General features: G+C 32.6%; 22 protein-coding genes. 8 read left to right on the forward strand and 14 right to left on the reverse strand.

The genetic code is table 11. From position 1 onward, the window contains the following. Positions 1-16: 16 nt before the first annotated feature. The 4 genes from Z053_RS0119770 to Z053_RS0119785 form a co-directional block, all read right to left on the reverse strand. Positions 17-589 carry an RNA polymerase sigma factor gene (locus Z053_RS0119770; RefSeq protein ID WP_025666705.1) on the reverse strand — a complete coding sequence of 191 codons (573 nt, stop codon included), beginning with the start codon at positions 587-589 and terminating at the stop codon, positions 17-19. A gap of 38 nt (positions 590-627) precedes the next feature. Further along, positions 628-834: a hypothetical protein gene (locus Z053_RS0119775; protein ID WP_025666706.1), complete on the reverse strand. Its 207-nt coding sequence runs from the start codon at positions 832-834 to the stop codon at positions 628-630. Between the two features lie 149 nt (positions 835-983). Beyond that, positions 984-1997 carry a UDP-N-acetylmuramate dehydrogenase gene (murB, locus tag Z053_RS0119780; protein WP_025666707.1) on the reverse strand — a complete coding sequence of 338 codons (1014 nt, stop codon included), beginning with the start codon at positions 1995-1997 and terminating at the stop codon, positions 984-986. Between the two features lie 135 nt (positions 1998-2132). Further along, positions 2133-3326: a pyridoxal phosphate-dependent aminotransferase gene (locus tag Z053_RS0119785; RefSeq protein ID WP_025666708.1), complete on the reverse strand. Its 1194-nt coding sequence runs from the start codon at positions 3324-3326 to the stop codon at positions 2133-2135. A 154-nt stretch (positions 3327-3480) separates the two neighbouring features. Here Z053_RS0119785 and Z053_RS0119790 point away from each other — a divergent pair, with 154 nt between their 5' ends. Then, positions 3481-4809 carry an aspartyl protease family protein gene (locus Z053_RS0119790; protein WP_025666709.1) on the forward strand — a complete coding sequence of 443 codons (1329 nt, stop codon included), beginning with the start codon at positions 3481-3483 and terminating at the stop codon, positions 4807-4809. A gap of 79 nt (positions 4810-4888) precedes the next feature. Continuing rightward, a complete protein-coding gene (locus Z053_RS0119795; protein ID WP_025666710.1) occupies positions 4889-6238 on the forward strand; it encodes an aspartyl protease family protein in 1350 nt (449 codons plus the stop codon). 56 nt (positions 6239-6294) lie between these two features. Here Z053_RS0119795 and Z053_RS0119800 read toward each other — a convergent pair whose 3' ends face one another. Continuing rightward, on the reverse strand, positions 6295-6699 hold the full coding sequence (locus Z053_RS0119800; RefSeq protein ID WP_025666711.1) for a DUF1573 domain-containing protein: 405 nt from the start codon (positions 6697-6699) through the stop codon (positions 6295-6297). 257 nt (positions 6700-6956) lie between these two features. On the opposite strand from Z053_RS0119800, the gene Z053_RS0119805 reads away from it, so the two are divergent. Further along, a complete protein-coding gene (locus tag Z053_RS0119805) occupies positions 6957-9590 on the forward strand; it encodes a valine--tRNA ligase (protein ID WP_025666712.1) in 2634 nt (877 codons plus the stop codon). Between the two features lie 52 nt (positions 9591-9642). On the opposite strand, the gene Z053_RS0119810 is transcribed toward Z053_RS0119805, so the two are convergent. The 6 genes from Z053_RS0119810 to rsfS all read right to left on the reverse strand — a co-directional run bounded on the left by Z053_RS0119810 (position 9643) and on the right by rsfS (position 14425). Further along, on the reverse strand, positions 9643-9909 hold the full coding sequence (locus Z053_RS0119810) for an acyl-CoA-binding protein (protein WP_025666713.1): 267 nt from the start codon (positions 9907-9909) through the stop codon (positions 9643-9645). Between the two features lie 2 nt (positions 9910-9911). Next, a complete protein-coding gene (locus Z053_RS0119815; protein WP_025666714.1) occupies positions 9912-10559 on the reverse strand; it encodes a phosphatidylserine decarboxylase family protein in 648 nt (215 codons plus the stop codon). Continuing rightward, positions 10549-11409: a phosphatidate cytidylyltransferase gene (locus tag Z053_RS0119820; protein WP_316930201.1), complete on the reverse strand. Its 861-nt coding sequence runs from the start codon at positions 11407-11409 to the stop codon at positions 10549-10551. The genes Z053_RS0119815 and Z053_RS0119820 overlap by 11 nt, the downstream gene beginning before the upstream one ends. Then, positions 11360-11971: an LUD domain-containing protein gene (locus Z053_RS0119825; RefSeq protein WP_025666716.1), complete on the reverse strand. Its 612-nt coding sequence runs from the start codon at positions 11969-11971 to the stop codon at positions 11360-11362. Before Z053_RS0119825 ends, Z053_RS0119820 begins: the two co-directional genes overlap by 50 nt. A gap of 116 nt (positions 11972-12087) precedes the next feature. Continuing rightward, positions 12088-14040: an ATP-dependent zinc metalloprotease FtsH gene (ftsH, locus tag Z053_RS0119830; RefSeq protein ID WP_025666717.1), complete on the reverse strand. Its 1953-nt coding sequence runs from the start codon at positions 14038-14040 to the stop codon at positions 12088-12090. 13 nt (positions 14041-14053) lie between these two features. Further along, on the reverse strand, positions 14054-14425 hold the full coding sequence (gene rsfS / locus Z053_RS0119835; protein ID WP_024770761.1) for a ribosome silencing factor: 372 nt from the start codon (positions 14423-14425) through the stop codon (positions 14054-14056). 89 nt (positions 14426-14514) lie between these two features. Between rsfS and Z053_RS0119840 the strand changes: the two genes are divergently transcribed. Further along, complete coding sequence (locus tag Z053_RS0119840) at positions 14515-15246, forward strand: biotin--[acetyl-CoA-carboxylase] ligase (protein ID WP_025666718.1); 732 nt, start codon at positions 14515-14517, stop codon at positions 15244-15246. Here the strand turns inward: Z053_RS0119840 and Z053_RS0119845 are convergent, their stop codons facing one another. Next, positions 15247-15639, reverse strand: coding sequence for an orotate phosphoribosyltransferase (locus Z053_RS0119845; protein ID WP_025666719.1), 393 nt, complete (start codon positions 15637-15639; stop codon positions 15247-15249). It abuts the gene before it with no gap. Positions 15640-15654: 15 nt separating this feature from the next. After that, the gene (gene pyrE, locus Z053_RS0119850; protein WP_025666720.1) at positions 15655-16296 is read right to left on the reverse strand and encodes an orotate phosphoribosyltransferase; all 642 of its coding nucleotides are present in this window, start codon (positions 16294-16296) and stop codon (positions 15655-15657) included. An 8-nt stretch (positions 16297-16304) separates the two neighbouring features. Here pyrE and Z053_RS0119855 point away from each other — a divergent pair, with 8 nt between their 5' ends. The 3 genes from Z053_RS0119855 to Z053_RS0119865 all read left to right on the forward strand — a co-directional run bounded on the left by Z053_RS0119855 (position 16305) and on the right by Z053_RS0119865 (position 18780). Further along, the gene (locus Z053_RS0119855) at positions 16305-16913 is read left to right on the forward strand and encodes an NUDIX hydrolase (protein WP_025666721.1); all 609 of its coding nucleotides are present in this window, start codon (positions 16305-16307) and stop codon (positions 16911-16913) included. A gap of 67 nt (positions 16914-16980) precedes the next feature. Continuing rightward, entirely contained in the window at positions 16981-17442 is a 462-nt protein-coding gene (gene lysM, locus Z053_RS0119860; RefSeq protein ID WP_025666722.1) for a peptidoglycan-binding protein LysM, read from the forward strand. Between the two features lie 105 nt (positions 17443-17547). Continuing rightward, positions 17548-18780 carry a glycosyl hydrolase family 18 protein gene (locus Z053_RS0119865; protein WP_025666723.1) on the forward strand — a complete coding sequence of 411 codons (1233 nt, stop codon included), beginning with the start codon at positions 17548-17550 and terminating at the stop codon, positions 18778-18780. A 28-nt stretch (positions 18781-18808) separates the two neighbouring features. Here the strand turns inward: Z053_RS0119865 and Z053_RS0119870 are convergent, their stop codons facing one another. Further along, the gene (locus Z053_RS0119870) at positions 18809-20554 is read right to left on the reverse strand and encodes a M14 family metallopeptidase (RefSeq protein ID WP_025666724.1); all 1746 of its coding nucleotides are present in this window, start codon (positions 20552-20554) and stop codon (positions 18809-18811) included. Positions 20555-20714: 160 nt separating this feature from the next. On the opposite strand from Z053_RS0119870, the gene Z053_RS0119875 reads away from it, so the two are divergent. Next, positions 20715-22556, forward strand: a complete 1842-nt coding sequence (locus Z053_RS0119875; RefSeq protein WP_025666725.1) for a SulP family inorganic anion transporter — start codon at positions 20715-20717, stop codon at positions 22554-22556. Positions 22557-22597 lie beyond the last annotated feature (41 nt).

Raw genomic sequence — 22597 nt, forward strand, 5'->3', positions numbered from 1 at the left:
TTTTTTTGTTTATAAATTAGTGTTTTGCATTGGTAATTATTTCAGAAAGTAGTTTTCTGGCCCTCAATAACTTTACTTTAACATTGTTTATAGGTTCATTGAGATGATCAGCAATTTCTTTATAACTCAATTCCTGAAAATATCTTAGATTAATTACTTTTTGGTAATTAGGTTTTAATTGTTTAATGTAGAGTAGTAATTGAGCTAAATTTTGCTCGGTAATTAGCTTATCTTCTGGGGTTGGGTTATGGTCGATAATTTTATATACGGCATCATCTACTTGTGTTGTGGTTTTGGACTGTATTGAAGCATTTTTTTTTCGCAATAGATCTATATGTATGTTTTTTGAGATCTGAATCAGCCATGTTTTAAAGTTGTATTCTTCTTTAAACGTGTTAATTTTATCAAATGCTCGAGAAAAACTTTGTATAGTAATGTCCTCAGCTTCGTACTCATCCTGAGTTTTTTTTAACTGAAAATTGTAAACATCATTCCAAAAAGTATCAAGAAGATAATTAAAAGATATTTGTTTCCCTTCTTTAGCTTTTTTAATATGATCTTCTAAAAGGATAGAGTCTTCTTTTTTCAATACATTATTTTTGAGTGAAATAGATAATCGATAAGAAACTATTTAGTGTGTTTTTCTTCGTTACAACTTGAGTATTGATCCGGAGTCTTACCACAAAGAGAACATGATTCACCATCTTTATTTAAAAACGGGCTTTGACTTGCACATGTACCAGCAAATTTACCATCTTTTTTCGCCCATAGTTTAATTGCGATACCACCAAATGCTAATAGTAATAAAACAATTGTAAGTAATAAAAGCTTCATAATAATATAAAAAATCAAAATTGATTACAAAGATACAAAGAATGTGTGGCTAAGAAGCTATTAAACAAAAAATTAAGAATAATGTGTCAATTCTTGATTAATATTAGCTTTTTTTGATTAGATATCTTTATTAATATCTCAATATTGTATTATATAATATTGACTTCAGTTTCCAGAAGAATATCAAATTTTTCTTTTATGCTGGTTAAAATTCTTTTAGATACATTCAAAATTTCATTTCCAGAGGCATTATCGTAGTTTACTAAAACCAAAGCTTGTTTTTTATGCACTCCTGCATCACCCCAACGTTTTCCTTTAAAACCAGATTGTTCGATCAGCCAGCCTGCCGGAATTTTAATATGTTCTTCATCTATTTTATAAAAAGGGATGTTAGGATATGTCTTTTGAAGCCTGGTAAAATGTTTAATATCAACAACAGGATTCTTAAAAAAACTACCACTGTTTCCTATTTGTGAGGGATCCGGAAGTTTGCTTTTTCGTATAGCAATCACTGCTTCAGAAACGTCTTTAATTGTGGGTTGGGTAATTCCCCCATTTATCAAGGCATTTTCTATAGCACCATAACTTGTATTAAGAGTATGTTCTTTTTTTGTTAATCTAAAAGTGACTTTGGTGATTATATATTCACCTTTTACATCGTTTTTAAAAATAGAATTACGATATCCAAATTTGCAATCTTTATTTGAAAAGATATGTTTCTTTCTGGTATTGATATTGATTGCTTCACAACTTGTCATTGTATCTTTAAGTTCTACACCATAAGCACCAATATTTTGAATAGGAGCACTACCAACATACCCGGGAATTAGAGATAAATTTTCTAAGCCTCCATAATTATTTTTGATACAGTATTGTACAAAATCATGCCAGTTTTCTCCTGCATTTACAGATACAGATACATACTTGTCTGATTCTTCTATAACTGTAATTCCTTTTATGGCAATATGCAACACTAACATATCTAGATTTTTTGTCAATAGCATATTGCTCCCGCCGCTCAAAATAAAAAGTGGATTTTTATTGTTTTTTAAGAGCATTGTATCAAGTTCGGCTTCTGATGTAATAGCTGCAAATTCTGCTGCAACGACATCAATCCCGAAAGTATTGTATTTTTTTAAGGATTTATTATATTCAATTTTCACACATTTAAATTTTAGTAATTATTTGATGATAAATTAATTATAAAATTGAGAACATGTGCAAATCACTACGTTCTCTCATTAAAAATCTTAAACATTTCCTTTTGGGAAAATAGGTTTAATTTTTTAATGTTCGCTTCATTGATTATTGTATTTTTCAAGAGCTATTTTTAATATTTCAATTGCCTTTTTAAGATCTCTTCGATTTAGAACATATGCTATTCTTACTTGATTTTTCCCCTTGTTAGGTCCCGAATAAAATCCAGAAGCTGGTGCCACCATAATAGTTTGTTTATCTAAATCAAATTCATCTAGAAGCCATTGTGCAAAATGATCAGCATCTTCGATTGGTAATTCGGCAATACAGTAAAAAGCACCTTTGGGAACTCCTACTTTTACTCCAGGGATTTCTCTAAGTCCTGCAACCAAGGTATCTCTCCTTAGTTTGTATTTTTCAACCGTTTCTGTATAATAGGATTCTGGCGCTTCTAAAGCTGCTTCACTAGCAATTTGCGCAAGAGTAGGAGGACTTAGTCGTGCTTGTGCAAATTTCATAGCTGTTTCCATTACACTTTTGTTTTTACTTATCATACATCCAATACGGGCTCCACACATACTGTATCGTTTAGAGACAGAATCTACAATAATGGCATATTCATCAAGACCTTTTTCTTGTAAAATAGAGTAATGCTCTGAGTCGTCATATACAAATTCTCGATACACTTCATCAGAAATCAAAAATAAGTCATACTTGATAGCAAGTTCTGCTAATTGTTTTATTTCTTCTTTGCTGTAAAGGTAACCTGTTGGATTACCGGGGTTACAGATCAGTATGGCTTTGGTTTTTTTCGTAATCAATTTTTCGAACTCTGCAATTGATGGTAATGCGAATCCGTTTTCTATCTTAGATATAACAGGAACTACCTTAACAGTAGATTGTGTCGAAAAACTATAATAATTTGCATAAAAAGGCTCGGGAACTATAATCTCATCACCAGGATCTGTAATACTACCCATAGTAAAAATTAATGCTTCACTACCTCCGGTAGTGACCAAAATTTCATCAGAAGATACCGTAATATTGTGTTTTGCATAATAGTCGGCTAATTTATTTCTAAAACTTTCAAATCCGGCAGAGTGGCTATACGCTAAAATGTCTAATTTGTGGTTTCGTATGGCATCCATGGCTTCAATCGGTGTTTTTATATCTGGTTGACCGATATTTAAATGGTAAATATGCTTACCTTCTTTTGCAGCTTTTTCTGCAAAAGGCACCAATTTTCGAATTGGTGATTCGGGCATAGCTTTGCCTTTATGCGATATTATTGGCATCTGATCTGATTTAAAAAAATAAAATAGCGGTAAATTTCTTAAATATTTTAGGAATAGGGGTGTAATTGAGATGTTTTTTTAACTATTTTTTTATATTTAATGCGATCAAGCTTCTATGACTTAATTTTGTTGTTTTATGAAAGGTAGGTTTTTAATGATATTTTTACTTTTCAATTTTGTTCTTCATGCTCAAAATGATTTCAGATTACCTTTTAAACAGAACAGCACTAAGATTAAGTTTCAATTAATCAATAACCTAATTGTTATTCCTGTTGTTGTAAACGATACCAAGCTTTCTTTTATTCTAGATACTGGTATTGGTTCTACAATTGTTTTTAGTGTTGATGATACTATTTCTCTAAAACATAAAAATATTTCAAAGATTCAGCTTAGAGGATTAGGTAATGATGACCCGGTAGAAGCGATGCGAACGGTTAATAATGTAATCACGATTGGTGATGCGCTAAGTATTAATCATACCATTTATAAGGTTTTGGATGAATCAATTAATTTTTCGCCCAGAATGGGAACTATTATACATGGGGTTATCGGTTATGATTTTTTTAAAGATTTTGTTTTTGATGTTAATTATACCAAAGAATACATAAAAATATATAAACCAGAATTTTATGTGTATAAAAAATGTAGAAAATGCTATCAGGCTAAACTTGATTTAAGAGATGGAAATAAAAAACCATTTGTAGTTGCAAAATACATGTCTGAAAATCGATTGATTGATGTTGATCTTTTGCTGGACTCAGGTTCTGGGTCTTCTTTATGGTTGTTTAAAGATGTTAAAAAAGGTATTCGAATAACCAGAAAGTCGTTTAGAGACTTTTTGGGTAAAGGATTTAATGGAGATGTATATGGTCAAAAAACTAAAATCAAAGAGTTTTATATTGGTAATTTTAAAATGAAAGAAGTAAAAGCTTCTTTTCCAGATTCTATTTACACCCAGAGAATGTCTCTCGATGACAGAGAAGGATCGTTAGGCGGTGATGTTTTACATAGATTTAACCTTATTATAGATTATCCTGGTCAGAAAATATCGTTTAAAAAGAATAGCTTTTATAGTAAACCATTTTATTACAATATGAGCGGAATCACTATTCAGCATAGAGGTTATACTACCATAAATGATTATGATATTAATGGTATAAAAAAAGAATCTTATACAGAAAAAAATGAAGCTTATTTAGGATTAAATAATATTGTAAGTGAACAAAAATTGGTGATTTCAAATAATCTTGTACTTAAGCCCAGATATGAGATTTCAAATATAAGACTTGGTTCACCGGCTGATCTTGCTGGTTTAAAAAAAGGAGATATTCTTTTACAGGTGAATGGAATAAATGCCTATAAATATAAACTTTCGGATCTTAATAATTTATTTTCTTCTGAAGAAGGTAAAAAGATTAAGATAAAAATAAAACGATTAGGAGTAGAAATAAAGTGCAAATTCTATTTAAGAAAGGTTATCTAACAGAAGAATAACGTATTCGAATTTGTAAATCCCTATTTAGTTTGTAGGTTTTTCAAGTATATTTTTTATATTTAGAGTAATGAAGATTTTATCACTAGATTTTTGTCATTTTTTTAAAAGTAAGATTTTAGTATTATTTCTAATCTTTAGTACAGCTCTTTTTGCCCAAGAAAGCTTCCAGTTACCTATTGGGAAAAAAAGTGATAAGATTAAATTTGAATTATCAAACAACCTCATTGTTGTTCCTGTTGTTGTAAATGGTGTCGAACTTTCCTTTATTTTAGATACTGGCGTAGGGTCAACAATTATATTTAGCGTAGATAATAAAAGCTCCTTAGAACTTAAGAATGCATCAAAAATTTACCTTAGAGGGTTAGGCGATAATGAACCCGTAGAGGCAATAAAATCTATTAATAACGAAGTAAGGATAGGTGATGCTGTTAGTACTAATCACAAGATTTACCTGGTTTTGGATGAGTCAATTAATTTTTCTCCCAGAATGGGATTTCCTGTACATGGGATTATAGGTCATGATTTTATTAAAAACTTTGTTTTGGATATTAATTATTCAAAGCAGTATATAAAAATGTATAATCCAGGGTCGTATACTTACAAAAAGTGTAAAAAGTGCTACCAAACCAAAATTGATTTTAGAGAAAAAAAGAAAAGACCTTTTATTACGGCTCAATATGAATCTGCTAAGGGGTTGATCGATATCAATCTTTTGTTAGATTCGGGTTCTGGTTCTTCTTTATGGTTATTTGAGAATAAAGAAAAAGGGATATATGCTGGTGAGAATTCCTTTAGAGATTTTTTGGGTAAAGGTTTTAGTGGAGATATTTATGGTGAAAAAACTAAAATTAAAGAACTCCATATTGGTGATTTTAAAATGAAGGAAGTAACAGCCTCATTTCCAGATTCTATCTACATACAAGGGATATCTTTAAATAACAGGCAAGGGTCATTAGGAGGAAATATTCTAAGGAGGTTTAATCTTATTTTAGATTATACCCGTCAGAAAATATCTTTTAAAAAGAATAGTTTTTTTAATAAACCTTTTCATTATAATATGAGTGGGCTTACTATTCAGCATACAGGTTTTACAGCAGTAAAAAATTATAAAGAAGAAGATAGAGTGTATTTGGGGTTAAATAAATTGGTAAACCAAAAAACAATTGAGTTGACAAATAACTTTATTCTTCAGCCTAAGTACGAAATTTTGGATGTTAGACCTAATTCGCCAGCTGATCTCGCTGGTTTAAAAAAAGGAGATGTTATTTTGCAAGTGAATGGTAAAAACGCATATAGGTATAAACTTTCTGATCTCAATGATATGTTTTATTTTGAAGAAGGAAGGAGAATTAAGATGAAAATAGAACGATTAGGGATAGAAATAAGTTATAATTTCTCACTTAAAAAAGTAATCTAAAAATAAAAAAGGATACTCTAGAGTATCCTTTTTTAATACGATTAATTATACAAGTTCTAGTTTTTCTTTTCTAAAACACTTTTATCAAGGACAGTTCCTTTAATTTTTATAGCCATTGTAGGAGTATCTCCTGCATTAGATGTTACTGTAATAGTTTTGCGAATTGGTCCCACTCTTTTGGTATCGTATTTAACTTCGATAACACCAGATGCTCCAGGAGCAATTGGTTGCTCTGGTTTTTTAGGAATGGTACATCCACAGCTTGAATATACTCTGGAGATAACTAAAGGAGCATTTCCTGTATTTGTAAATTCAAATTGACGAACACCGTCACTACCTTTGGCGATTTCGCCATAGTCAACAACTTCGGATTTAAATTTTATTTGCGCTTTATTAGTATCCTGTGCATATAAGGTTGTGCCAAGAAAACCAATAAATAAAATTATCATTATTTTTTTCATGATGTAGGTTTTTGTTAAACGTAAAAGTACTTACTTTTTATTCAACTGCAAAATGATACCCAAAAGTAAGAGGTCAGAAGCTAGAGGTGTGAGGTTAGAAAATTTCATATAGTGTATGATATAAACTATTATATTTTTATAGCCACAATATTTAATTTCATTACTCAGGTTTTTTTTAAATTTTCATATTTCTAACTTCGTACTTCATACTTTAATAAGTACTTTTGCACTTCTTAATTCAAAAATCAGACCAAAGTATGTCTTTAGCAGGAAAATACGATGCAAAATCGATAGAAGAAAAGTGGTATGCCTACTGGATGGAAAATAACTATTTTCACTCAGAGGTTGATGAAAGAGAAGCGTATACTATTGTTATTCCACCGCCAAATGTTACTGGTGTTTTGCATATGGGACATATGCTTAACAATACAATTCAGGATGTGTTAATCCGTAGAGCTCGTCTAAAAGGGTATAATGCGTGTTGGGTACCGGGAACAGACCATGCTTCGATAGCAACAGAGGCTAAAGTTGTTGCTAAGCTAAAAGATGAAGGGGTTGATAAAAACGATCTTACCAGAGAAGAGTTTTTAGAACATGCCTGGGAATGGACTCATAAGCATGGAGGAATTATCCTGGAACAGTTAAAAAAACTAGGAGCTTCTTGTGATTGGGAACGTACTGCTTTTACAATGGATGACAACTTGTCGGCATCTGTAATTAAGGTTTTTGTAGATCTGTATAATAAAGGATTGATTTATCGTGGGTATAGAATGGTAAATTGGGATCCCCAAGCTAAGACCACCTTGTCTGATGAAGAAGTAATCTATGAAGAAAAACAAGGTAATTTATACTACCTCAATTATGCAATAGAAGGTACAGAAGATATACTAACCATTGCAACTACCCGTCCAGAGACAATTATGGGAGATACTGCAATCTGTATTAACCCAAATGATGATCGATTTACGCATCTTAAAGGTAAAAAAGCCATTGTGCCTATTGCTAATCGTGTTATACCAATAATCGAAGATGAATATGTAGATATGGAGTTTGGTACCGGGTGCCTTAAAGTAACACCTGCTCATGATCCTAACGATAAGACATTGGGAGATAAACATAATCTAGAAGTTATAGATATTTTTAATGATGATGCTACCTTAAACTCTTATGGGTTACAGTATGAAGGAAAAGATCGTTTTGTAGTTCGTAAAGAGATTGTAAAGGAGTTAGAACATATTGGAGCACTTGCAAAAACAGAAACACACCTTAATAAAGTAGGGACTAGTGAGCGTACCAAAGCTGTGATCGAACCAAAATTAAGTGATCAGTGGTTCTTAAAAATGAAAGACCTGGCTAAACCAGCCTTAGATTCTGTTTTGAATAAAGAGGTAAACCTAGTTCCCGAAAAATTTATAAATACCTATCGTTACTGGATGGAAAATGTTAGAGATTGGAACATTTCACGCCAGTTATGGTGGGGACATCAAATTCCGGCATATTTCTATGGAGATGGTAAGGAAGATTTTGTGGTAGCAGAAAGTAAAGAAGAGGCTTTGATTTTGGCCAAAGAAAAAACAGGGAATACAGAGTTAACTAATGCAGATCTTACTCAGGATCCTGATGCTTTGGATACCTGGTTTTCTTCCTGGTTGTGGCCTATGAGTGTTTTTAACGGTATTTTGGAGCCAGATAATAAGGAGATTAATTACTATTATCCTACTAATGACTTGGTTACTGCCCCAGAAATCTTATTCTTTTGGGTGGCACGTATGATTATTGCTGGATATGAATATCGAGGAGAAAAACCTTTTACCAATGTATACCTTACTGGTATTGTAAGAGATAAAAAACGCCGTAAGATGTCTAAATCTTTAGGTAATTCTCCAAATCCATTAGATTTAATTGACCAATATGGAGCAGATGGTATTAGAGTAGGAATGTTGTTAAGTTCTCCTGCAGGAAATGATTTAATGTTTGATGAAGACTTGTGTAAGCAAGGTAGTGCCTTTGTTAATAAAATATTTAATGCCTCTAAACTTATTCTTGGTTGGGAGGTTGATAATACTATAGATCAACCAGAAGCTTCGGCTATGGCAATAGCATGGTACGCCTCAAAATTTCAAAAAGCATTGTTAGAGTTAGAAGATAGCTATGCAAAATATCGTATTAGTGATGCCTTAATGACAACCTATAAATTAGTATGGGATGATTTCTGTAGCTGGTTGTTAGAGATGGTTAAACCTGCTTATGGTAGTCCTATTGATGGTAAAACTTATCAGGAGATAATCAAAATCTTAGAAGACAATTTAAAGATTTTACACCCTTTTGTTCCTTTTATTTCTGAAGAAATATGGCAACAGATCACAGATAGAACACCAGAAGAAGCATTAATTATTGCCAATTGGCCAGCATCACAAGTTGTTAATGAAAGTTTGATTGCAGAATTTGAGATTGCAGCAGATGTGGTTTCTGGAATTAGAACAATACGAAAGGAGAAAAATATAGCGTTTAAAGAAACCATCGAATTATCTGTATTGAATAGCGAAAACAATAGTTCTACTTTTGATCCGGTAATTAGTAAGCTCGGAAACCTGTCGACATTAAATTATGTAGATCAAAAGGTTGAAGGAGCACTTTCTTTTAGAGTGAAATCTAATGAATATTTTATTCCGATTTCTGGAGCAATAAATGTAGAGGAAGAAATTAAAAAGTTGACCGATGAGTTATCGTATACAGAAGGTTTCTTGAAATCTGTTCAGAAAAAATTACAAAATGAGCGTTTTGTAAACAATGCACCAGAGCAGGTTATTGCTAATGAAAAAAAGAAACAAGCTGATGCTGAAGCTAAAATTGCTACTATAAAATCAAGTCTAAAGAGCTTACATAATTAGATAGATAGTTTGATTCATAAAAAAGGCCTTGATCAAATCAAGGCCTTTTTTATTAGTCGATAATATATTTATTTACCAATTCTATGTATTTTTCTTTAGCTTCTTTTGGGGTAAGGTTTTTTGCTTGAAAAAATGCATTTAATTTAAATGCATTTCTAAGCTCACTGTCTCCTGATGGGGTAAAAAAACCTTCTGTATGCGTTGCTCTTTTGTAATATGCATAGAAATGAAGCATGATATCGGGAGGCAATTGTATTTTAGTATTGCAGGCGCGCTCATATGCGTTATCGAAGGCGATATTTAATTCTTCTTCGGTCATGATTAAAGATTAGCAATAACACTTTCTCCTCCTTTTACTTTTTGATTTAAAGTAACATTTACATCGGTTCCTATAGGTAAATATACATCTACTCTTGATCCAAACTTAATAAAACCGCTATCAGAACCTTGAACTACCTTTTCTCCTTCCTTAGCATAATTTACAATTCTTTTTGCAAGTGCTCCTGCTATTTGTCGATAAAGTACTTCTATACTATTATTTTTTACGACAACGGTAGTTCTTTCATTTTCTTCAGAAGCTTTAGGGTGCCAGGCTACAAGGTATTTACCAGGATGGTATTTGCTAAAAATAACTTCGCCATTTATTGGATGACGTGTTACATGAACATTTACCGGAGACATAAAAATTGAAACCTGTAAACGATTGTCTTTAAAATGCTCTTTTTCGAATACTTCTTCGATAACTACTACTTTTCCATCAACAGGTGCAACTACAGTACTATCATTTACTGTTGTATGCCTTTTAGGATTTCTGAAAAATTGCAAAATTAAGATCAGAAATACTAATGTAACCGAAAATATAGCGATTTGCCATTCATCGATCTGAATAGCTACGTATGAGGCCAAATTAATGCCTAGAAATAATACAAGTGCTACCGATATTATTTTATATCCTTCTTTATGAAACATGCTTTAATATTTGTAAAAATGCATATAAAAATGGGCTGGCAAATATAACACTATCTAATCTGTCATATATGCCGCCGTGACCTGGCATTATAGTGCCACTGTCTTTAACTCCAGCCTGTCTTTTGAACTTAGATTGGATTAAGTCTCCCAGAGTTCCAAAAATACTCATAATTATGCTTATAATCAACCAAATGCCTATGGATAAAGTATTGGTGAATATGGCGATTAAATATCCCGCTAATAATGAGAAAATAAACCCTCCGATAAACCCTTCTATAGTCTTTTTTGGAGATATTCGTTCTAATAATTTATGTTTTCCAAAATTTTTACCCACCAAATAAGCAAAAGTGTCATTGACCCAAGTGATTAAAAATGCTCCCGCAATAATGAAAGGTTGATACTCTCCTGTATAATAAGGTACAAGAGTTAAAAACACGATAGAAGTGATTAGATAAAAAATACTGGTATGATATTTTCGTTTCTCGAACATTGGGATAATACGAATCGTAACTAAATCTTTTACTAAAAACAATTCTGTGATAATGGTAAGAGTCAAAACAGGGAGAATAAGATAAAAATATAGCTTATCCTGAAATATGTTTAACACCGCCAAGAGGGTAATAAATATTACATACAATCTTTTATTTCTAAGATAAATTAATTTTTGAAATTCATATATAGCAATTACTCCAAAAACCAAAAAGATCCCAATAAAGGTATATCTATTGATACATATACATAGTAGTAAAATAGAGACATATAAAAGCCCCGATAAAGATCTTGTAAGCAGTTCCTTCATATTATAAATCTTCCAGCAGCAGCAAATATAAATTTTTTGAACTATTTCCATAGCTTAAGAAATCCTTTTCTTTTTGCGGTTCAAAATCTTTGATTGTAGTAATGTTAGAAGGAATAGAATTTTTGTTTTTATTTTTTATACCTTTTAATCCCTCGCCAATACTTTTAACTAGTTGACTGGTAGCAGCTAAGATTACAAAATTATCAGGAAGCTCGGTAAGTTTTTTCTCTCTAAGTTGGTTCGAGGATACTAATATAGATCCGTTATCTGCAATTAAATATTCACAAGTAGCAAAAAAGAAAGAAGCAGAAAAGCTTTTAACATAATTTAGATTGAAACCAGAGAATTTATGTTCTAAAGCAATATCAAAACAACATACGTCTTTCTCATACCAATCATTTTCCAAAAGAATCTTGTCAAAAGAATCAGAGACTTCATTTTCATCATCACAATAAAGAAACTTACCACCGTTTCTTTTAAAATTTATCATAAAGCTTTCATCAATCGGTAGATCGATTTCTGGCATATATTTACTGCGATCATCTAAGTGACGTTCTTTACTCTTTTGGTCTGATTTAGATTTTGAGGAAAATATTCTTCTAAATAGACTCATTTTTTAGATTGGGATTGGGAAATTACGGTTTTACATTACCTCCAAAGATAAAAAAAATCTTAACCTAATATTCCGTTAGGTTAAGATTTTTCAATTTACAAGTAAAAATAATATGTTTAAGAAGGTTCTTTAATGATTTCTTCTTCTTTTTTGCCGAATGGTCTTTCGCCAAAAATTTTCTCTAAGTTATCTTTAAAAATCACTTCTTTTTCTAATAAGACCTCTGCTAATTCTGTTAGCTTGTCCTTATTTTTTTCTAATAATTTAATTGCACGTTGATACTGCTCTTCAATTATATTCGAAATTTCTTTATCAATAAGTTCACTGGTTTGTTCACTATATGGTTTTGTAAAATTATATTCACTTTGTCCCGAAGAATCGTAGTAGGTAAGATTTCCTACTTTATCATTTAATCCATATACAGTAACCATAGCTCTTGCCTGTTTAGTCACTTTTTCTAAGTCACTTAGGGCACCTGTAGAGATTTCATTAAATATAACTTTTTCTGCAGCACGACCTCCTAATGCGGCACACATTTCATCAAGCATTTGATTTGGTCGTACAATTAGCCTTTCTTCTGGTAAATACCATGCAGCACCTAGAGATTGTCCTCTGGGTACAATAGTAACTTTTACCAGTGGAGCAGCATGTTCTAACATCCAACTTACAGTTGCGTGACCTGCTTCATGAAAAGCGATAGCTCGTTTTTCTTCTGGAGTAATAATTTTATTCTTTTTCTCTAATCCTCCTACAATTCTATCTACTGCATCAAGAAAATCTTGTTTCCCAACTGCTTTATTACCTTTTCTTGCGGCAATCAAGGCAGCTTCGTTACATACGTTTGCAATATCAGCACCAGAGAATCCTGGAGTTTGTTTTGCCATGAATTCGGTGTCGAGTTCATTTTCAACTTTCTTTAATGGCTTTAAATGAACATCAAATATTTCTTTACGCTCACGAATATCCGGAAGATCTACATATATCTGACGATCAAAACGACCGGCACGTAATAATGCTTTATCAAGTACATCTGCACGGTTGGTAGCAGCTATAACAATTACATTGGTATTTGTACCAAAACCATCCATTTCTGTAAGTAGCTGGTTTAATGTGTTTTCTCTTTCATCATTAGATCCCGAAAAATTACTTTTACCTCTGGCTCTACCTACGGCATCAATTTCATCGATAAAAATAATAGCAGGAGATTTCTCTTTTGCTTGTTTAAACAAATCCCGAACACGAGAAGCTCCAACACCAACAAACATTTCTACAAAATCTGATCCTGACAGAGAAAAGAATGGCACTTTTGCCTCGCCAGCTACAGCTTTTGCTAATAATGTTTTACCAGTTCCCGGAGGTCCTACTAGTAAAGCTCCTTTAGGGATTTTACCTCCCAAAGAGGTATATTTTTCTGGGTTTTTAAGAAAATCTACAATTTCTTGTACTTCTTCTTTGGCACCTTCTAATCCAGCTACATTTTCAAAAGAAACTTTAACTTCGGTATTTTGATCAAAAAGCTTAGCTTTAGATTTACCAATATTAAATATTTGCCCTCCGGCACCACCACCAGAACCACCACTCATTCTTCGCATGATGAATATCCATACTCCGATTATAAGGGCAAACGGTAAGAGGGTGATAAAAATTTCTCCCCATACATTACTTTCAGTATCATAATTTACCTGGGTTGATAATCCATTCTCTTCTTTTATAGTGGCAATTTTGTTTTCAAAATTCTGTAAGTCACCAAATTCAAATTGATAATCAGGGTCATTGGGACTTGCTGGCAATAGGGATTTGCTCTTGTTTTTTTGATGCTTATCTAATGATTTAGCTTCACCGGTAAGAAAGACCTTAGCATTTCGGCGATTTACAATCACTACTTTTTCTACTTCTCCGTTACTTAAAAACTCCTGGAATTCAGAAGGAGAAGTAGTGGGAGCAGATCCTAGTCCACTTCCACCCATAAAATTCAATATTAAAAAACCAACAATAATAATTGCATAAATCCAATATGCACTAAACTTTGGTTTTTTATTCGGTTCTGTTTTTTTATTTTCTTTCGCCATTTACGGTGTTCTTTTAATAATTCGTTTCGATAACTGTAGTTTTTGCATCTCCCCAAAGTCCTTCTATATCATAGAATTCTCTGATGTGTTTTTGAAAAACATGCACAACAACATTAACATAATCAATTAATACCCATTCTGCATTTTCACTACCTTCGATATGCCAAGGTTTATCTTTGAGTTCTTTACTTACCGTTTTTTGGATAGAGCTTACAATTGCATTTACTTGCGTATTAGAAGTTCCGTTACAGATTACAAAGTAGTTACATACTGTATTTTCGATATCTCTGAGATCTAAAATATTAATATCCTTACCTTTTACTTCTTCAATACCTTTTAATATTTGAGTAATTAATTGATCGTTACCGATTTCTTTTTTAGTCATGCATTTTTTTAATTTGTGTAAAGTTATTACTTTTTATGATTTTAATGTCTGTATTAGTCGGACATTTGTAAAACTTTTACACCTTATACATGCATATAATCAAAGTTGATGCCATTGACTCTACAAATACTTTTCTAAGAGACTTGAATCGTGAAAAGCATTTTACAACTCCAGTTTGCGTAATAGCAAGAAAGCAACTATTGGGTAAGGGACAGATGGGTACAATTTGGCAAAGTAACCCAGGTGAAAACCTTACATGTAGTGTGTTTATGCCTATTGAGAGATTACCGTTAACAGATCAGTTTTATGTTTCTATAGCTACATCATTGGCTGTTTGTGATACTTTAAATCGTCTTATGGTACCTAAATTATCTATAAAATGGCCTAACGACATTCTGTCAGATAGGCAGAAATTGTGTGGTATTTTGATAGAAAACGTGGTAAAGAATGGCAGTATGATCGGAGCTATTATTGGGATTGGAATTAATATTAATCAAATAGAATTCGATAACTTACCTCAAGCAGGATCTTTAAAACAAGTTTTAGGCCAGAATTTAAATATCGAAGAAGTTTTACAATCTTTATTAGTTCAGTTAGAAAAACGATTTTCTGAGTTATGTGTTTCTAATTTTGTAAACCTCAAAAAAGAATACGAAGCAGTACTTTTTAGAAAAAACAAACCCTCTACATTTTTAGATGTAGAAGGCGAATCTTTTGTTGGAATTATCAAAACTATTACCAACGAAGGTAAGCTTCAAGTCTTAATTGAGGATGAAATCATTTCGGATTTTGATCTCAAAGAGATTAAACTATTATACTAATTACAGTTTACCTATATTTTCTATTAGAGTATTGATAAAATTCTGGATGGGGTTTTTAATCATCATCGACATCATAGCATTAAACTGCCCATCAAAAGTAAGTTTTGCTGTGCTTTTTCCATCTCCAGAATCAACAATATCTGCAGTTAATGTAAAAGGAAGCTTATCACTAGCAGCTCCAAGAACAACCTGACCTGGGCTCGTACTTTCTTTTTGATCTAATACTAATTCTGGCATTCCTTTTAATTGGAAAAGAAATCTGGAATCACTTATTTTTTCAAATTTTTGCTTACTTTCTGGCATTAGCTGTTCAAAGTTTTCAACTTTAGTCAAAAAATTAAATACATCTTCTGCCGTCTTATTTACAGTAACAGTAGGGCTTTCTAAGTTCATAATGTTATTAAATTGTTATATGTTCCACTCGGCAGGATTTGTTTTCCAGCTTTGTAGTGTTTGTTGTTGTTCTTTTGTAATGTATTCAGTATCAACTGCCTGTTCCAAAAGATTTTCATAGTTACTTAATGTATGCAAAGACAATGCCGCTTCTTTAAAATTCTGCACTGCAATATCAAAACCATAATTAAATATAGCTACCATTCCTTTTACGTTAGCATCGGCCTCTTTTAGTGCTTTTACAGCGTTAAGACTACTTTTTCCTGTGCTAATTAAATCTTCGACAACCACAACATTTTTATGGGTAGGAACGATACCTTCAATTTGGTTTTTTCTGCCGTGTTTCTTCGCCTCAGGGCGTACATAAATAAAAGGAAGGTCTAATTGTTCTGCAACCAGAATACCAATACCAATAGCGCCTGTAGCAACTCCCGCAATTACATCGGGTTTACCATATTCTTTTTCTATAAACTCAGCAAGATGCTTACTCAGGAAATTCCGAATTTCTGGATAAGAAAGTGTAATTCGATTATCACAATAGATAGGAGATTTCCATCCAGATGCCCAAGTAAATGGTTCTTGTGGTTTTAATTTAATTGCATTAATTTGCAGTAGTAGTTCAGCAGTTTTTTTTGCTGTATCTTTATCAAAAATCATAGTTGCAAATGTATAAAGTTTTTGTGAATAATACCCCTATTATTCTGTCTACAAAAAAGTCGATCGAGGATTATGAAATGATCCCGATAAAAGAAGCTAGCTTTCCAACAATTATAAGAGATATTCTAAGTAAGGAGGCAATACATGAAGAAGCAAAATATCATCTCTATCATAAAAAAGAAGACAAATTAATAGAACATTTATATTCGAAATTACCAGTAGTGGTTGCTGGAGGAGGAAAGGTGTATAATGAAAATAAAGAAATTTTGTTTATTCGCCGTAATGGAAAATGGGATCTGCCAAAGGGTAAAGTTGAAAAAAAGGAAGATATGGAAACCGCTGCAATGAGAGAGGTAGAGGAAGAAACAGGGGTTTCGGGATTAGAGATTACCAAATTCTTGTATCGAAGCTATCATATCTTTAAAAGAAATGGAGAGTTTAGACTAAAGGTTACGTACTGGTTTGAGATGAAAACCAAGTATAGTGGAGAGTTAGTACCACAAAAAAATGAAGGGATTACCAAGGTAAGATGGAAAAATACTAAAAAAGCTAAAAAAGCTTTGCAGGATTCTTATTCGAATATTAAGCTATTGTTTTCACATGATTATTTGTCATAATGTTGTTTTTTAATTTTATTAAAAATATTTTTACTATATAATCAATTACTAACTAAAACAAAACATTATGGGTTTATTTTCATTTATTAAAGGAGCAGGAAAAAAGCTGTTTGGTATTAAAGATGAGGCAGTTAAAGAAGAAGCGGTAACGCCAAAAAGTAAGACCGATTTATTAAAAGCCGAAATTGATCGGCTAGGTATACCTGTTTCTGGTCTTGATGTATCTGTTTCTGAAATGATAACCGTATCAGGGCAAACAGAAACTAATGCAGATAGAGAAAAGATTATTCTAGCAATGGGTAATATTGATTGTGTCGGTTGTGTAGAGGATAATATTACTGTGACTAATCCAGAGCCTGAGGCTAAATTTCATGTGGTTAAGAGTGGAGATACACTTTCAAAAATATCTAAGGAAGTTTATGGAGACCCTATGAAATACAATGTTATTTTTGAAGCAAACAGACCAATGCTCGAACATCCCGATAAAATTTATCCAGGGCAAACATTACGAATTCCTGTAATGAGTTAATATAACAACTAGATATAATATAGAATGAAAAAGGGAGGTATGTTATCTCCCTTTTTTATATGATAAGGAGTAATTAGTTCTAAAATTTAATACTCGATAATAAAAATGAAAATTCATATATTCTCAGTTCTTTTTCTAATTCTTTTTTTTGCTGTTGCCTGTAATACTAAAGAAGGTAAAGAAAAAATCATATCTAGTGATCCGGATTCTACGAACACATATATAGGTCCCAATCATTCACATTATACACAATTTTCTGACTATAATTTTACAACAGAACAACAATGGGATAGTCTTAATAATGTCACTCATCATTTTAAGCCTGCGTCTGGGTATAATATTCATAAAGATTATAAAACTTTTGGGTGGCACATATTTTCTAGAGGATCTGCCTATAAGAGTTATAATTTTTCACTGTTATGGGGTGTTTCCTATTTTTCGTATATGGTTAATGCCGAGACAGGAAGCTATGATGATATTCATCAATGGAAAACAACTGCTTTGGTAGATAGTGCAAAAGTGAATAATTGTAAGGTATTTCTCACTGTATCTAATTTTGGTGAAAAAAGAAATGCGCAGTTTCTAAAGAATCCAAAAGCCCAGAAAACTCTTGCAGATAGTTTAAGTGTATTATTGGATCATAGAAAAGCAAATGGTATAAACATAGATTTTGAAGGAGTCTCATCAAAAGACAAAAAAGAATTTAATCAATTTATTGTTACATTATCAGATCGATTGCACAAGGTAAATCCTGATTATATGGTTTCGGTGGCATTATATGCAGTTGATTATCATAAAATATTCGATATAAAAACAATTGATTCTTCCATCGATTTTTATACACTTATGGGGTATGATTATTATGGAGGGTTTAGCGAACATGCAGGGCCAGTTTCTCCATTAAAAAGCAGTAAAATTTGGGGGGTACACAGTGTTGAATCTTCTGTAGATTATTATATGAATGAGGGTGTTAAGCCAGACAAGCTAATAGTAGGATTGCCTTATTATGGAGATAAGTGGAAAACCCAAAATACTCTTATACCAAGCAAAGCCGAAAAATTTATTTCTCACGATATGTATAGCACAACGCGAGAATTGCTTGATACAAAAAAATATAAAATAAGTTTTGATACCATTAGTTCTACACAGTATGGTATATATGAAGAAAAAGGAGTAACAAAACAATTGTGGTTTGATGATAGTCTTTCGTTATCCTACAAATATGATTGGATTAAACATAAAAAACTAGCTGGAGTAGGAATATGGGCTTTAGGCTATGATCAGGGTTATACCGAATTATGGGAACTTATGGCTGACAAGTTTGGACAAAAACAATAGATAGAGTCCCTATTTGCTTTGTCTTAGTTTATTTCAAAATTCGATATATAGGATATCTCATGTGTGCTTCTTCATAATTATTAGATTGTTTATGTATCCAATCTAGTTGCGCATACCAGTTATTAGCAAAAGCTGTATCTTTTTTTTTGTCCAGAAACTGCACTCTTAGCTCGTTATTGTTTCTTAATAATTCTGCGGCTTTATCCTCCCATACATAAGGAGAAAACCCTTCTTTCTGTTGTAGAATAGTATCAAAAAAATTCCAATTAAAGAAAGAATCCGGAGCTTCTGGCTCTAAAGTTTCCATAAGATATCTAAAAGCTTTTTGATCTGTTTTAACAATGAGATCTCCTTTTTTTAAAGTGACTTTCTCAATATTTTTGTTAATCGAAACCCGATAATGTAGATAGTGCCCTTCATAAGGCGATGTTCTGGTCTTATAATCTTTAATATGATATACTTCGGCAGTAATTGTAGAATCTTTTTCTAGCGGCTTAAACTCTACTTGATTGAGCGTTAATAACTCAATTACTCTCCACCTACCCTGAGGAATAATATACGCTTGTGGGATACTTATCTCGGTGGTTGGAGTAAAGTAGTTTTTATAGGTTACTTCTTTTGTATAAGGTTTGTTCTGGTGATATTTTAATCGTTTTGCTCCTGTGATCTCGCTATCCACATATTCTCCTTCGTATCCTTTAAAATCAAAACTAGTAATCTTGGTAGTATCTACTTTCCAGTGTGTTGGATATGTTTTTTGTTTAGCTTGTTTGGCAAAGGTTTTTTCTCGTAATGAACGAATTTTAGCACCATCTTTTTCTGTGATTTCAATCATAGATTTCATAAGTTCATAAGTACCTTCAACTCTTGGTTTGTAGGGTTTTAACATATGTGTCTCTACCATCATTCCCAAAGTATTCCAAAGGGTTGTATATCCCGTAGAATACCGAGGAGAGTCCATAAACTGAGTCCAGCCTTTTTCGGGAGTAGTTCCCCATACATTCACATAGGGCGTAATATCCCATTTTTTAACTTCGAGTGATGCTTCTAGTTGTGGGTGCATTTCTTTATGTAAATAATTTCCTAATTCACCACCTAATTTATTGTGTTGAGTAAACAAATGAGTGAGCGTATATTGGTAATCTGCACCGTTACTTACATGATTATCAATAAAAACATCAGGTTTTGTTAAATGAAATACTTTAGCAAAAGTCTGTGCATTTTTGGTATCATTTTTTATAAAATCCCGATTCAAATCATAGTTGCGCGCATTGCCTCTAAAACCATATGTTTTGGGACCATTTTGGTTGGTTCTCGTTCCTGAATTTCGATTTAAGGCTCCTCCAATATTATATATAGGGATAGTTGCCAAAACTGTAGTTGAAGGAGCATTAATTTTGCCCTGAGCAATATCTCTAAACAACAACATTGTAGCATCAATACCGTCACTCTCACCAGGATGAATCCCATTATTAATTAAAAGTACACGTTTTGTTTCTCTAATTTTTTCAAAATCAAAAACAGCATCAGGATTTAGTGTCACAATATGCAAGGGATTACCACTATCGGTCATTCCGATTTCCTGTATATGAATTGAAGAATAAGTTTCTGCCAAATTTTTATAATATGTAATAACTTCTGGGTATGTAGGAGTTTCGGTTCCATTACTTTTTTCGAAAATAGTAGTGAAGTCAAAATCTTGAGAATTTTGCTTTTCAGAGGTATTACAAGAAATAATGCTTAGAAAGCTAACAATGAGAGTAATTTTTCGCATCCGTATTGTATATAAGAAGGCTAAATATACTAAAGATTTCAAGTTTTAAAATTCTATGTAAGGATTTAATATAATTTTATGAGATATATGATTATGAAGCTTGTTTTACTTGTAGAGCTATAAAATAACTGTATTTTTGCAGCCTCAAAATATCACAACTATGACTGAGTTTGTAAGAAAAAGAGTAGCGAATGCTAAAAATGATATTTTATCCGGGTTAACGGTAGCATTGGCCCTGGTTCCCGAAGCGGTTGCCTTTGCCTTTGTGGCTGGGGTAGATCCGTTAGTAGGGTTGTATGCCGCATTTATGATCGGATTGATCACTTCTGTTTTTGGAGGTCGACCAGGTATGATCTCTGGTGCTACAGGAGCATTAGCAGTTGTTATGGTTACCTTGGTTGCAGAAGGAAATGAAATGGGTGCCCCCGGAGAAGAGTTAGGATTATATTACCTTTTTGCAACTGTTATCCTTATGGGGATTATACAAATGTTTGCCGGAGCGTTTAAGCTGGGTAAATTCGTGCGTTTGATTCCGCATCCTGTAATGATGGGGTTTGTAAATGGTTTGGCAATTGTGATTTTCCTTTCGCAATTAGGGATGTTTAAAGAAGTTGAGAAAGATGTATTTAATAATAACAAATACGTTACAGAATCTCTTGAGGAAAAATTTGAAATTAGAGAAGATAACATTGTATATGATATAACGACAAATAAAGCTTTGTTTAGTTTTGAAAACAATAGATTGTCTGATATCGATTCTAAGGAAGGAAAATATATAGTGTATGAGGGACAGGTTTTTGATCTGAATACCAAAGAGGTAATCTTTAATTATAAAGATAATGTGATTTATAGTATTGCAAAAAAAGGAAAAGCAAAATCCTGGCTACCTACAAATCAATTATTGTTAATGCTAGGACTGGTATTGCTTACGATATTAATCATGTGGGGATTACCCAAATTAACAAATAAACTTCCAGAAGCATTATTGGCTATTATTGTAGTTTCTGCTATAGTGATTATAGGAAAGTTGGACGTGGCTACCGTAGGTAGTTTTATTAGAGATGGAGGAGGAGAAGGCCTTAAAGGAGGTTTGCCACAGTTTCAGATCGATATTTTTAAGAAAATCCCGTTTACCTGGGAGACATTTCGTTTTATAGCGCCCTATTCGATCATTCTTGCTGCAATTGGATTGATAGAGTCATTAATGACTTTAAATCTGATTGATGAATTAACCGAAACCAGGGGTAATTCGAACAGAGAATGTATGGCCCAGGGAGGCGCCAATATCATTACAGGACTTTTTGGCGGAATGGGAGGTTGTGCTATGATAGGTCAATCAATTATTAATATTAAAGGTGGTGGGCGAACTCGGCTTTCTGGTATTGTGGCTGCTGTAACATTATTGTTGTTTATCCTATTCGCTTCGGGATTAATTGAGCAAGTTCCTATTGCTGCACTGGTTGGGGTAATGTTTATGGTTGTCATAGGGACCTTTGCGTGGTCTAGTTTTAGAATTCTTAATAAAATTCCTTTGGCAGATGCTATTGTATTGATAGCGGTGTCTTCATTAACTGTATTCTTTGATTTGGCAATAGCAGTAATCGCAGGTGTTATTATGTCTGCCTTGGTATTTGCATGGGAAAATGCAAGACGTATTCGTGCAAGAAAACATATCCTCGAAGATGGTACCAAAGTTTATGAAATATGGGGACCCCTTTTCTTCGGAAGTATCCAGGCATTCAATAATAAATTTGATGTTGCAAATGATCCTGAAAATGTAGAGATCGATTTTATAGAATCACGTGTTAGTGATCATTCGGCATTAGAAGCTATTTTTAATCTTGTAGGAAAATATGAAGATGCAGGAAAGAAAGTAAAAATTAAACACCTTAGTGAAGAGTGTCAAGCTCTTATGATAAAGGCTTCTCCTCGATTGGCTAGTGTTATAGAACACGATATCGATGATCCAAGGTATCATGTTATGGCAGAAGCAATGGAGTAAAATATTGTAGAAAAAAGATAAATTAATAAATGAAAACAGGG

It is taken from the genome of Aquimarina megaterium XH134 (assembly GCF_000520975.1).
GTDB lineage: Bacteria > Bacteroidota > Bacteroidia > Flavobacteriales > Flavobacteriaceae > Aquimarina > Aquimarina megaterium.